Genomic DNA, 12,332 nt, shown 5'->3' with positions numbered 1-12,332 from the left:
GTTACAAAATGGATAAATTCAGAAATATGAGATTTTAGCGTTGTAGATACCGCCAATGACTATTATTTCCATTTCACCCGAAAACTTTAATATGGGTAATACATCTTGAAAAAAAACTATTTTAGTGAAAGGAACTTTTATTTCAATTATAAAATCACCGAAGGTTTCGGCAATTTCTCTTGATAAAGAAAAAGATGATATATTATTTATCAAAAGGGTATAGCTATTGTTTTTCTTTTCTAATATTTCGTATTCCTCAATTTTATTTACACCTCTATAAAGTGTTATGTAAGGGATATATTTTCTGAAGAAATTTTTTATACAATATTGGGTGTAGGTATAAAGGAGGTCAAACTGATGATCTATGAGGTTTGATGAAACTTCTGATTTCATTCTTTCTTGAAGGTATCTTAGATAGTTTTCACAGTCCAAAGAGGTTATTTTACCTTTGTGAAATGTGGGTATCAGGCCAAATCTTGATTCTACCCATCCTTTTAATACTGCTCCTTCTGGTCTATTTGAGTCAAACAACCACCCCCTTAGGATCTTTATGTAACTATTTACCGGCTTATTTTTTATTTTCTCATTTAGGTGAAAGAGTTCTTTCATGTACCTGTCAAATATTTCAGCAGATTCATGTAAAGACTCGCATTCCAATATTCTATTGAACAGATCTCTATGGTATTCTATGACACCATCAATTTTAAGTTCTGAGTCGATGTCTATAAAATTGTTATACTCTTTACAGGCGATGAGGTATGATGGGAGATTAACCTTGTTTTTGGAGTGGCAGTAATTTTGCAATATATTCATAATAATTAGATATTATTACAAAAAATAGATGAGTCAATGAAAAATTTTTTAAATAGAGCTATTGCAGCGTATATCGGTTTTGCTATAGGGGATGCATTCGGTGCTACCACTGAGTTTATGACACCAAATGAAATAAGATCTAAGTATGGTGTTTTAAGGGATATAGTTGGTGGTGGATGGCTTAATCTTAAGCCTGGGGAAGTTACTGATGATACAGGGCTTTGTTTGGCTCTTGGCAATTCGATATTGTATGCAGGTGGATATGATACTGTAGCTGCTGCTGAGTCTTTTGTTGAGTGGATGAAGAGCAAACCTGTAGATATAGGGAATTCCACAAGGCTGGGTATTTTAAGATATATGAAAAAAAAGATTCTTTATGCTAATGTGGATGAGTACTCTGCTGGCAATGGAGGATTGATGCGTGTGTTGCCTCTTATTATCTATTCAAAAGGTGATGTGAATGTTGCAATCGAAATGGCACAGGACCAATCGAGAATAACCCATAACAATCAACTCTCAGATACGGCCATTGGCATCTATTGTCATGTTTTGAATGAATTGCTTCTATCCGGTGACAAACTATCTGCATTAAAAGTAGCCTCTGATTGCATAAAAAAACATCATGTCTTTAGTTTTAGCAGGTATAAGGGGGAAAATTCTGGGTATGTTGTGGATACCCTACGTTCTGTTTTACATTTTTACTTTGATGGAAACGGTTTTGAAGATACATTGATCTCAACTGTAAATAACGGTGGCGATGCTGATACAATTGGAGCACTTACTGGCGCGTTAGCTGGGGCAACTTACGGTGTGGATGCTATCCCTAAGAGATGGGTGAAGAAGATAAATAAACAACTACTAAGTTTAATCAGTTTACAAACTATTTTACTTGTGGGTGGAGATAGTGAAAAAAATATGTTAATATTAAGTTAAGTGAAGGGAGGTGCTTATGTTATGTAAAAAGCTTAAAAGTAGGTCTCTTTTTTTTAACATGATCATAGTATCTTTGATCATTATCTTTCTTGTAGGTGGTATTTATCATTCTAGTTATTTACTGAAAAAACAAAAAGATCTCTTAAGCGAAGGGAAAGATTTAATTGCAGATATTCTGCCACCGCCATTATATATTGTGGAGCCTTTTTTAATAGTAACTCTTATGAAGGATTTCGGACAAACAGAACAAAACTATATTAAAAAGATGGAGGAACTAAAGAAAGATTACGACTCAAGGGTTCAATATTGGGAAAAAAGCACCATTGATATGGGCTTGAAGAATAGTTTGTTAGGAGAGCAAAGGGTATATGCGGATAAGTTTTGGCATGATTATTTTAGTAAGTTTCTACCTTTGTTTAAAAAGAATGATATAAATGGTATGAACGAAATTTTTAAAGAACTTCATGGATATTATCAAAAACATAGAAGTGCTGTGGAAAAAACTGTTAGTCTTGGGAACAGTTTTGCTGATGCTAGAATAATATCCTTTGACAATGTTTATAAGAGGTCGATGTTTGTTAATTCCATTTTACTGGTAATATCTATTTTTATTATTGCTTTTATGATCTTTCCGACGATAAAAAATATTTATAGGGGTATTGATGAGGTTCGAAATTTTATGCAGTCTATGACAAAAGGTGATTTGACAAAAGAAGCTAAGTATAATGTCAATAACGAGATATTATTGATAGTTTATGAGCTAATGAATATGAAAAAAAGCTTACACGAGATCATTTCCAATCTTAAGTCTTCATCTCTGATTTTAAATACTACTTCCGATAATGTTGTTTCACTTATAAAACAAAGCAATGAGATTATAACAGAACAAAACGACTTAGTAAACCAACTGTCGTCAAATGCGGATGAGATGAATCAGACGATACAGGCAATAGCCATAAATGCTAAAGATATAAACAGTTATTCCCAAAACACTTTAAACATATCTGCAGATGGTAAAAAAATAGTTGAGAAGACAATGGATGAAGTAAAATTTATTGCAACTGTCATAGAAGATCTTTCTAAATCTGTTCAACATCTTGAAAATAAATCGAAACAGATTGAGGATATCTCCAATGTTATAAGGGATATAGCAGAACAAACCAATTTGTTAGCTCTTAATGCAGCTATAGAGGCAGCAAGGGCGGGTGAAAATGGTAGGGGGTTTGCAGTAGTTGCTGATGAGGTGAGAAAATTAGCTGAGAAAACGAGAAGCTCTACAACAGAAATTGATAAAATGATAAAAGATATCAAAAAAGAGATAGATAATTTCATGATTAAGATCAATAATAGTGTTAATAAGGTTAATACAGGTGTCGAACTTTCAAATAATGCTATCGTTTCATTAAGAAGTATTGTACAGGAGATGTCGATGCTAAAAGAAAATATATCTCAAGTTGCTGTATCTTTAGATCAGATGAGAACAGCTTCATCTGAGATAACTAATGAAGTGGCAATCCTGGTGGAGAAGTCGGATAACATCAAGAGTGTATCGGACGAGGTTTTAAATATAATAAAGGCGCTTGAAGATATTTCTAATAGTTTTACAAATATATCGAAAAGGTTTGTTTTGGGATAGATAAAAGAGAGCGGGTGGCGGGACTCGAACCCGTGACCTCAACCTTGGCAAGGTCGCGCTCTACCAGCTGAGCTACACCCGCTTGGGGATGGATTTGATACATAATTTTCCATGAAAAGTCAACATATTTTTTTGTGTTAAGAAAGTCTTGCATTTTTATCAATGTGTTATACGTGTTTTATTTTGGGCAAGGGCCAATCCATTTCCCTTTCATGATCTGGGTCATTTCCATACCCGGTTGGCTAATGGTTGTTTTCCCTTCAAATGTATCCCCTTTGTAGGTTATTTCACCTTTACCTTTTGTGGTTATTCCATCAGTTTTGCATTCGAACTTCCAGTAGACAGTGTTCCCTTTTACAGAGATATCGTAGGTTTTGCAGTTTTGTTTTTCTTTATTGGTGCTTGGTTCTGTTGGAACATAGTTCTCTTTTTTTAGGCATTGGTTAAATTTTGTTTCTGGGAGATTCATGCCTGGTACACCTATTTTTGAACTGACTTCCCAAAGCCCCTCTTTGATATTTGGAGAAGCTGAATAAACGGGGGTTGTAATGAGAAACATGGTAATTAAAAAAAGAATATGCTTTAACATGAAGTCCTCCTTTTCATTTGCAGATATTTCAGTTTAATATATATTAAGAAAAAAACAATAAAATTTGGTGTATTATGTTAAGAGTAAAAGGTGATTTTGGACATGCCGACATACTAACAGATAATGTGGATGATACCACTTTATCACAGGTTAAAGATCTTTGTAATAGTGTAATAGCAAAAAATGCTAAAATAAAGATAATGCCAGATTGTCATGCTGGTGCTGGTTGTGTAATTGGGACCACTATGACTATATCTGATAAAATTGTGCCAAATCTTGTGGGGGTGGATATAGGCTGTGGTATGTATTTGCTTGAGATTTCCGACATTAAAGATCTGGAAAGGTTGGATGAAGCTATAAATAAAAACATCCCCAGTGGAAAAGCTGTTAGGAAAAAAGCACATCTAAGAGCTGAGGAGATAGATATTGATAGATTAAGGTGTGCCAAACATGTGGATTTGAATCGGGGGTATTTAAGCATTGGGACGCTTGGTGGAGGTAATCATTTCATCGAATTATCTAAAAGTGATGGTTCCTATCTTATAATACATTCAGGTAGTAGGCATCTGGGGAAACAGGTGGCTGAATATTATCAGAATCTTGCAAAGAAGATATGTAAAAAGAAGGGGATCAAAGTTCCCAATGGCTTGGAGTATTTAGAAGGGGAAGAGATGGAGGATTATCTTCATGATATGAGGATTATGCAGAGGTATGCAAAGATAAACAGAGAAGCTATGGCTGAGGTATTGGCTCACCAACTGGGGTTTGATATCTATGATAGCTTCCACACAATACATAACTATATAGATCTGGAGAAAAAGATTCTAAGAAAAGGTGCTGTATCGGCTGAGGCTGGGGAGAGATTATTAATACCTATGAATATGAAGGATGGTTCTCTGATATGTGTGGGTAAAGGTAACCCCCATTGGAATTTTTCTGCTCCTCATGGAGCTGGTAGGATAATGTCCAGAAATAAGGCCCGTGAGGTGATCTCCCTTGAGGATTTTAAAAAGGTGATGAAGGGTATTTACACTACTACTGTGAATAAATGGACATTGGATGAGGCCCCTCAGGCCTATAAGTCACCAGATGAAATTATAAGGTATATCGGTGAGACCGTGGATATAGTTAAAAAGCTTACACCTATATACAATTTTAAAGCAGCAGAATAGATAAAAGCTATTTCATCTTTGCAAAAGGATGGGTTTGATCATAGATCTTTAGAATATCAGAAAGATTTAGATGGGTATATTTTTGTGTTGTGGAAAGGGAGGAGTGACCTAAAAGTGTTTGAATTGTTCTCAGATCAGCACCTCCTTCGAGCATGTGTGTAGCAAAAGAGTGGCGAAAGGAGTGGGGTGAAAAGTCAAGGGGAAGTCCAGCTATTTTGAGGTATTTTTCTACTATCCTTCTTACACTCCTATCTGTCAATGTTGTACCATATTTGTTTATAAATATCTTATTCGTTTTTACTTCTCTTTTTGAGGCTATTTCATCTCTTAGAGTAAGGTACTTTTTAAGAAAACTGATATGAAAATCTGCCAGTGGTATCATCCTCTCTTTTTTCCCTTTACCTCTTATCCTGAGTCTCATCCCAACAAAGTCTATATCATCTATTTCTATCCCTACAAGTTCAGAAACCCTTACACCTGTTCCGTACATAAGTTCCATCAAAAGGGCATCCCTCATCCCCATTATTGTTGACTTATCAGGTATCTCTAAAAGATTAAAAAGGTCATCTATATTGAAGACTTTAAAGAGCTTTTTTTCTTTCTTAGGAAATTTTAACATTCTTGCCGGGTTTTCTTCTAAAATCCCCTTTTGGATGAGAAACTTAAAAAAGGATTTTATCGTTGAGATCTTCCTTTCTATGGTGGTTTTGGATAGTTTTTTTTCGTACAGTTGAGTTACATAAGTCCTAAGTGAAAAATAGTCTATGTCTATGACTGTTATTTTGTCATTTTCTAAAAAATTAAGTAGTTCTATTAGATCATTCATATAGGATCTGATGGTGTGATTGCTTGCATTTTTTTCTATTTTTAGAAAATTTGAAAAGCTGTCTATGGCTTCGTTTAGATACATAATTTTTTCGCCAAATCTCTGATTTTGTTTATTGCTCGTTCTGATTGGAACTGTTTTTTGAGCTTTTTATCTTTGATTGCTATATTTGAGAGCATACCAAAATGGAAGTTTGATGGAGAAAAGTTTTTTGGATCGGAAGACTTAACATATTCTTGAAGGGAAAACAGCGCTGTATCCACTGGGAATGTCATATCCATCCCCTTTAGTCTGCAAAAAATATCTAAAGCAACTGTAAGACCGCTAGCGATGGATTCCACGTAACCTTCTACTCCAGAAATCTGTCCAGCAAAATAGATATTCTCATCTTTTAGTCTATAGTTATTTGTCAATAACTTGGGTGAGTTTATATAGGTGTTTTTGTGTATAGAGCCATATCTAAGAAACTCAGCATTCTCAAGGCCTGGTATGAGGCGAAAGACCCTTTTTTGTTCGGGGAATTTCATCTTTGTCTGAAATCCCACAATGTTGTAAGCTGTACCAGTTAAATTTTCTTTTCTTAGTTGTACCACAGCGTAATACTTCTCTTTAGTCACAGGGTGCTCAAGGCCTACAGGTCTCATGGGCCCAAACAGCAGTGTTTTAGATCCTCTCCTTGCTAATTCTTCTATAGGGATACAGTTTTCATAAAATTTTATCCTTTCAAATTCTTTGAACTCTACCTTTTCAGCATTTATCAGAGCATCGAAAAATGTCTGATACTGTTCTTTGGTCATAGGGCAGTTCAGATAGTCGTCTTCACCTTTACCATAGCGACTTTTAAAAAATGTTTTACTATAATCTATTGTGTCGGCATCCACAATGGGTGATATGGCGTCAAAGAAATAGAGTTGATCCCCTGTAAGATCCTGTAGAGCTTTAGAAAAACTGTCTGACGTGAGGGGACCTGTGGCAATTACAAGTGGTCTCTCTTCTGGTAAATGAAGGACTTCCTGTCTGATAATTTCGATATTTGGATGACTTGATAAAATATCTGTGATTTTGCGGGCAAAAAGCTCTCTATCAACAGCAAGTGCATTACCTGAGGGGACCTTTGTTTCTAAAGCTATTTTTATCAATAGGCTTCCCATGAGCTCCAACTCTTTTTTGAGTAGTCCACTGGCGTTTTCCAAGTCCATAGATTTTAATGAGTTTGAACAGAGCAGTTCAGCTAATAATCCTGTTTGGTGGGCTTCTGTTTGCTTAAGGGGGCGCATTTCATAAAGACGAACTTTTATTCCCCTTGATGCCAACTGGTATGCTGCTTCTGATCCAGCAAGACCACCACCTATGATTGTTACATAATCAACTTTTTGGGGTAATGGTACCATCTTCTTTTTTTATAGCTGATACTGTGTTTTTACATGTTGGATAGGCAGAACAAGCGAAAAACATACCTCTTTTTGATTTCCTGAGAACCATTTTAGAACCACATTTATTGCAATCAAATTCTTCTACTATGGGTTTTGCTTTGATCACTATTTTGCCATTACCGTCTAATGTAAAATTTGCTGTGAAAGAGCATTCTGGATAGTTCTTGCACCCTATGAAAAGACCATTTTTACCTTTTTTAAGTTGAAGATCCCCGTGGCATTCTGGGCATTTTTCTTCCAAAGGTGTTCCTTGTTCTATGACAATTATTTTACCATTTTTATCCCTTAGAAAATTTTTGAGATTTTTACACTCTGGATATTTTGGACAGGTTAGAATTTCTCCAAATTTGGATCGTTTTACTACCATTTTGGATCCACATTTCTCACAGACGATGTCTGTTTCCTCGAGCTGCCCAATACTCTCTTTTAAGATTATACGTCCGTTTTCATCTCTAGTAAAGTTGGATGTAAAGTCGCATTCAGGATAGCCAGCACAAGCTAAAAAGAAACCATTTTTACCAAATTTTATATTCAAATTATGTTTTTTGCATTTTGGGCAATTTATTTCCGTACTAAGATTTGCAATGAAATTCTCATCAGCCTTTTTTAATTCTTGTTTAAATGACTGATAAAACTCATTTAAAAGATCGAGCCAGTCAAGTTTCCCCTCCTCTATTTCGTCCAATTTTTTTTCCATCTCAGCGGTAAAACCCACTTCAAAAATATGCTCAAAGTTCTCTATGAGGAGTTTTGCTACAAACCTACCGAGTTCCGTGGGGTAAAAACGTTTTTCTTTGAGTTCCACATAGCCTCTCTCCACAATGGTGGAGATGATGGTTGCATAGGTACTTGGTCGTCCGATACCTTTTTGTTCTAATGTTTTCACCAAACTTGCCTCTGAATATCTTGGAGGGGGTGTGGTAAAGTGCTGTTTTGGTTCGTATCTAAGGGGTTTGGCTAAATCTGAATTGTTTACTGGGGGTAATGTTTGGAGATCTTCTTCATCATTCTCTTCGGAGGATTCGTTGTATAATTTCATAAAGCCAGGAAAAATTAGTACCTTCCCATTAGCTCTGAAGGTGTATTTATCCACATCGATATCTATCATGGTTTTTTCATAGATTGCATCGGACATTTGGGAAGCAATAAACCTTTCCCAGATGAGTTTGTAAAGTTTATACTGATCATTATTGAGATATGGTTTTACCTCGTCAGGGGTGAGGAAGATGTTTGTGGGTCTTATTGCTTCGTGGGCATCTTGGATATTAGAATTCTTACTTTTCTGTGATCTGGAAGAGGTTGCAGTGTACTCTTTGCCGAAATTTTTTTGTATATATTCTATAGCATCTTTTCTTGCTACCTCAGATATGCGGGTAGAGTCAGTCCTCATATAGGTGATTAGACCTGTGGGACCCTGTGAACCTATCTCGACACCTTCGTATAACTGTTGAGCTATCATCATGGTCTTTTTTGCGGTAAAACCTAACTTTCTTATAGCCTCTTGTTGTAGAGTAGATGTTATAAAGGGTGGGTAAGGAGCCTGTTTGGTTTCTTTTTTTTCAACTTTTGCTACTGTCCCCTCTTTACCTTCGAGGTGTTTTAGGATATTTAAGACTTCCTGTTCGTTTGATAGATCTATTTTTTTCCCATCGATCTTTTCTAACTTACTTTTGATCTCATAATCTGATATTTTAAAGAAGCCATTTATGACCCAATACTCTTTGGGGACAAACTTTTCAATCTCCTCTTCCCTTTCAACGATGAGTCTTAAGGCTACAGTTTGCACCCTACCAGCAGAAAGTCCATATTTTATAGGCTTCCAGAGAAGAGGGCTCACCTGATAACCAACGAGCCTATCCAGTATTCTCCTTGATTGCTGGGCATTGACCCGTTGTATGTTTATCTGTGTGGGATTTTTTATCCCCTCTTTAATACCCTTTTCTGTTATTTCATTGAATGAGACCCTATATATGTTGCTATTTTTATTCTTTATCTCTTCTGCTATATGCCATGCGATGGCTTCACCCTCACGGTCGGGGTCTGGGGCCAGAAACACGGCTTTTGATTCTTGGGCTAATTTCTTTATTTCATCCACTATCTTTTTTTTGCCTTTGAGAAGCTTGTATTGGGGTTTAAAATTGTTTTCTATGTCTATGCCGATCTCTTTTTCAGGAAGGTCTTTAATGTGCCCCATCGAGGCAGCTACTTTAAAATCCTTGCCTAAATATTTCTCTATAGTTTTTGCTTTTGAGGGGGATTCGACAATGACTAAATTTTTTGACATAGTTTTCTCGTTTTAAGAGAAATCCTCATCGTTTTCTATATGTTCCACATAAAGGTTTCTGGAATCCATCAGGGTGAAGAGAAGTATGTTTTTGTATGTTTCAAGGGAGATTTTTTGGGTGTTAGTATCAGATGCTCTATCTATGCTTTCTTCAATTATTTCTGGTTCAAGTACTCCATAAAGATATAATTTTTGAATGAAGAGCATTGTTTCTGGAGAGAGTTTTGATAACTCTTTTTTGGTAAAAGACCTATAGTAAGGGACCCCATCATAACTTTTGATATCAAAGATAGACATCGCTTGTCTTATCTCGTGATCTCCAAAACCAAAACTGACAAGCTTATCTGTAAGCTCCACCTCATCAATCTTTTTTGAACTATCTATGTAATCAATAATTATATTTAGTGCTATAAATATCTTGTCCATACTTTCCTCCTAATTTAATGTATATCTTCCGTCGCCTGTAATAATGATGAGATCGTTTAACTCCATTTCTGTAAGTATCTGTAGTACCTCTGAAGCAGTTTTACCCGATAGCATGCAGATCTCATCAATTGTTGCTGGTTTTTGTTTGAGTATGTTAATAATATCTGTAAATTTTTCATTCGTGTTTATAATAGTATTATAATTGTTTTTGTCAATATCTTTTGATATGGTAAATAAATTTGAATACTCTTCTACTATGTCGAAATAGTTTTCCACAAGCTTGGCACCTTCCTTTATCAGCTTGTTTGTTCCTCTGTTTTGATCTTCTGGCCATGCTGGTACTGCAAAAAGATCCCTTTGATATTCAATGGCAAGCTTGGCTGTGATAAATGATCCGCTTTTCTCTGCAGCCTCTACCACAACGACACCCAGTGATAAACCACTGATTATTCTATTTCTTTTAGGGAAATTATGGGGACCAGGCAACTCCTCTAATGGGAATTCGGATACTATACAACCTTTTTTATAAAATTCTGGTATGTATTTCTTGTGATAGGATGGGTAGATTTTTAATAAACCATTGCCAAACACGGCTGTGGTAAAACCCTTTTCCATAGCACCTAAATGGGCGCTTATATCTATACCAGAAGCAAAGCCACTAACTATGTTAAAGCCAATTTCTGCTAAATCTCTGGAAAGCTTTTTAGCAAATGACTTACCTTTTATTGAGGACTCCCTTGAGCCAACTATTGCGATGGATGGCTTTTTTAGTACCGATTTGTCACCATATATATAAAGTAGTGCAGGGGGATCAGGTATGTTTTTCAATAGTTCTGGATAATGTTCATCCTCCAATAGTAGTATATCGATTTTGTATCTTTTTATGAGTTCTAATTCTCTTGATACATATTTTTCATCAAAGGAGCGCTTTTGGATAGATTCGATTTGAGGTTGTGATAAACCAGCTTCTTGAAGATACTTGGGATCGATCTTGAAGATATTTTTTAAAGAGCCTAACGTTCTGTATATGTTATTTATAGATATATTGGAGATCCCTTTTATGTTTGACAATGACAAGTATGTGGCAATAAGATCTTCTCTACTCATCTTCTATAATCGCTTTCCATAGATTTACTGCTTTTTCGAGAATATCTTTAGGTACTACGAAGTTTGGATTATGTAATGGATAAATACCTTCTTTTTTGATCCCTAATCTGATGAAAAGGGATGGGGCATATTTGGAGTAAAAACAAAAGTCTTCACCCCCCATAGAAAGGGGAGTATTCTCAGAATAGGGTATACCTTTTTTCTGAAAGATTGTAATTGTTTTTTCAATCAGTTCCTTAGAGTTTATTACAGGGTGAGTGCCTTGGGATATGTCCAAAGTATAGTTTATACCATAGAATAATTTGATTGAAGATAAGAGGGTTTCTAATTCAAATATTATTTTTTCTTTAGTGGGTTCATCTATGTACCTAAATGTTCCAGAGATTTCTGCAAATTCTGGAAGGATGTTTGCTGCACTACCAGCCCTGATTTTTCCAAAGGATAAGACAGAAGGTATTATTGGGTTTATTTTTCTTGAAACTATTGTTTGGGCATTTTGTATGAGGCTAGTGAGAGCGACTATTATATCGTCACCCTTATGGGGATAAGCTGCATGCGTTCCTCTTGCGTGTAAGTTTATGTTAAAGTGGGATGAGCCTGCCATAACGGCACCATTTTTCAAACCAGCAACAGCAAATTCGGTTTCTGGATCAACATGAAGGGCATAAATCTCATCTACTCCATCCATACATCCAGCGTTTATCATGATATTAGCACCAGATATGATTTCCTCAGCTGGCTGAAAGATAAATCTTAGATTGGATTTTGGTCTTGTTTTGTTTTGGGTAATGAGTCGCAGAGTTATGAGTAATGCGGTTGTATGTAGGTTATGCCCACAAAGGTGTTTAAATGTGCCATCACCACATGGCAAGGCGTCTATGTCTGCTCTGATGGCTGTTGTTTTTTGAGAGCCGACATTGATGGTACCAAAAAGTCCTGTTTCTAACCTTTTATAGTCTTTAATATTAAGGTTTTTTATGTAATGTTCAATATAGTCGGTTGTTTTGTATTCCTTTAAAGATGGCTCAGCTAAAGATGTTATCTCTTCGAAGGTTTTATAATCAGCTATATCCACCGATATCATTTACACACTCTAAAAATTATGTTAGATTC

Annotated in this window: 11 protein-coding genes and 1 tRNA gene; 3 read left to right on the top strand and 9 right to left on the bottom strand. The window is 35.7% G+C overall.

Features of this window, described 5'->3' with window-relative positions:
* Positions 1-18: 18 nt before the first annotated feature.
* Positions 19-813, bottom strand: a complete 795-nt coding sequence (locus N3C60_03735; GenBank protein MCX8084013.1) for an NAD(+)--dinitrogen-reductase ADP-D-ribosyltransferase — start codon at positions 811-813, stop codon at positions 19-21.
* Positions 814-849: 36 nt separating this feature from the next.
* Between N3C60_03735 and draG the strand changes: the two genes are divergently transcribed.
* Together draG and N3C60_03725 are read left to right on the top strand one after the other, a co-directional pair.
* Positions 850-1,746: an ADP-ribosyl-[dinitrogen reductase] hydrolase gene (gene draG / locus N3C60_03730; GenBank protein MCX8084012.1), complete on the top strand. Its 897-nt coding sequence runs from the start codon at positions 850-852 to the stop codon at positions 1,744-1,746.
* 16 nt (positions 1,747-1,762) lie between these two features.
* Positions 1,763-3,382, top strand: coding sequence for a methyl-accepting chemotaxis protein (locus N3C60_03725; GenBank protein MCX8084011.1), 1,620 nt, complete (start codon positions 1,763-1,765; stop codon positions 3,380-3,382).
* A gap of 9 nt (positions 3,383-3,391) precedes the next feature.
* Here N3C60_03725 and N3C60_03720 read toward each other — a convergent pair.
* Together N3C60_03720 and N3C60_03715 are read right to left on the bottom strand one after the other, a co-directional pair.
* Positions 3,392-3,464 (bottom strand) — tRNA-Gly (locus N3C60_03720).
* 96 nt (positions 3,465-3,560) lie between these two features.
* Entirely contained in the window at positions 3,561-3,971 is a 411-nt protein-coding gene (locus N3C60_03715) for a DUF3617 domain-containing protein (protein ID MCX8084010.1), read from the bottom strand.
* Positions 3,972-4,045: 74 nt separating this feature from the next.
* Here N3C60_03715 and N3C60_03710 point away from each other — a divergent pair, with 74 nt between their 5' ends.
* Complete coding sequence (locus tag N3C60_03710) at positions 4,046-5,143, top strand: RtcB family protein (protein MCX8084009.1); 1,098 nt, start codon at positions 4,046-4,048, stop codon at positions 5,141-5,143.
* A 7-nt stretch (positions 5,144-5,150) separates the two neighbouring features.
* Here N3C60_03710 and N3C60_03705 read toward each other — a convergent pair whose 3' ends face one another.
* From N3C60_03705 to N3C60_03680, 6 genes are read right to left on the bottom strand one after another with little or no spacing between them, the layout of a single operon-like run.
* Positions 5,151-6,053 carry a tyrosine recombinase XerC gene (locus N3C60_03705; protein ID MCX8084008.1) on the bottom strand — a complete coding sequence of 301 codons (903 nt, stop codon included), beginning with the start codon at positions 6,051-6,053 and terminating at the stop codon, positions 5,151-5,153.
* Positions 6,044-7,360 carry a methylenetetrahydrofolate--tRNA-(uracil(54)-C(5))-methyltransferase (FADH(2)-oxidizing) TrmFO gene (gene trmFO, locus N3C60_03700; GenBank protein ID MCX8084007.1) on the bottom strand — a complete coding sequence of 439 codons (1,317 nt, stop codon included), beginning with the start codon at positions 7,358-7,360 and terminating at the stop codon, positions 6,044-6,046. The genes N3C60_03705 and trmFO overlap by 10 nt, the downstream gene beginning before the upstream one ends.
* Positions 7,335-9,686, bottom strand: coding sequence for a type I DNA topoisomerase (gene topA / locus N3C60_03695; GenBank protein MCX8084006.1), 2,352 nt, complete (start codon positions 9,684-9,686; stop codon positions 7,335-7,337). The genes trmFO and topA overlap by 26 nt, the downstream gene beginning before the upstream one ends.
* A 12-nt stretch (positions 9,687-9,698) precedes the next feature.
* Positions 9,699-10,112 carry a DUF494 domain-containing protein gene (locus tag N3C60_03690; GenBank protein ID MCX8084005.1) on the bottom strand — a complete coding sequence of 138 codons (414 nt, stop codon included), beginning with the start codon at positions 10,110-10,112 and terminating at the stop codon, positions 9,699-9,701.
* Positions 10,113-10,121: 9 nt separating this feature from the next.
* Positions 10,122-11,219: a DNA-processing protein DprA gene (dprA, locus tag N3C60_03685; GenBank protein ID MCX8084004.1), complete on the bottom strand. Its 1,098-nt coding sequence runs from the start codon at positions 11,217-11,219 to the stop codon at positions 10,122-10,124.
* Positions 11,212-12,303: a M20 family metallopeptidase gene (locus tag N3C60_03680; protein MCX8084003.1), complete on the bottom strand. Its 1,092-nt coding sequence runs from the start codon at positions 12,301-12,303 to the stop codon at positions 11,212-11,214. The genes dprA and N3C60_03680 overlap by 8 nt, the downstream gene beginning before the upstream one ends.
* Positions 12,304-12,332: the final 29 nt, after the last annotated feature.

Source organism: Calditerrivibrio sp. (assembly GCA_026415135.1).
GTDB lineage: Bacteria > Chrysiogenota > Deferribacteres > Deferribacterales > Calditerrivibrionaceae > Calditerrivibrio.
This window is presented reverse-complemented; position numbering and strand designations above follow the sequence as displayed.

Coding starts and splice junctions, on each gene's coding strand:
- N3C60_03735 (MCX8084013.1), bottom strand. CDS start 813: ATGAATATATTGCAAAATTACTGCCACTCCAAAAACAAGGTTAATCTC.
- draG (MCX8084012.1), top strand. CDS start 850: ATGAAAAATTTTTTAAATAGAGCTATTGCAGCGTATATCGGTTTTGCT.
- N3C60_03725 (MCX8084011.1), top strand. CDS start 1,763: ATGTTATGTAAAAAGCTTAAAAGTAGGTCTCTTTTTTTTAACATGATC.
- N3C60_03715 (MCX8084010.1), bottom strand. CDS start 3,971: ATGTTAAAGCATATTCTTTTTTTAATTACCATGTTTCTCATTACAACC.
- N3C60_03710 (MCX8084009.1), top strand. CDS start 4,046: ATGTTAAGAGTAAAAGGTGATTTTGGACATGCCGACATACTAACAGAT.
- N3C60_03705 (MCX8084008.1), bottom strand. CDS start 6,053: ATGTATCTAAACGAAGCCATAGACAGCTTTTCAAATTTTCTAAAAATA.
- trmFO (MCX8084007.1), bottom strand. CDS start 7,360: ATGGTACCATTACCCCAAAAAGTTGATTATGTAACAATCATAGGTGGT.
- topA (MCX8084006.1), bottom strand. CDS start 9,686: ATGTCAAAAAATTTAGTCATTGTCGAATCCCCCTCAAAAGCAAAAACT.
- N3C60_03690 (MCX8084005.1), bottom strand. CDS start 10,112: ATGGACAAGATATTTATAGCACTAAATATAATTATTGATTACATAGAT.
- dprA (MCX8084004.1), bottom strand. CDS start 11,219: ATGAGTAGAGAAGATCTTATTGCCACATACTTGTCATTGTCAAACATA.
- N3C60_03680 (MCX8084003.1), bottom strand. CDS start 12,303: ATGATATCGGTGGATATAGCTGATTATAAAACCTTCGAAGAGATAACA.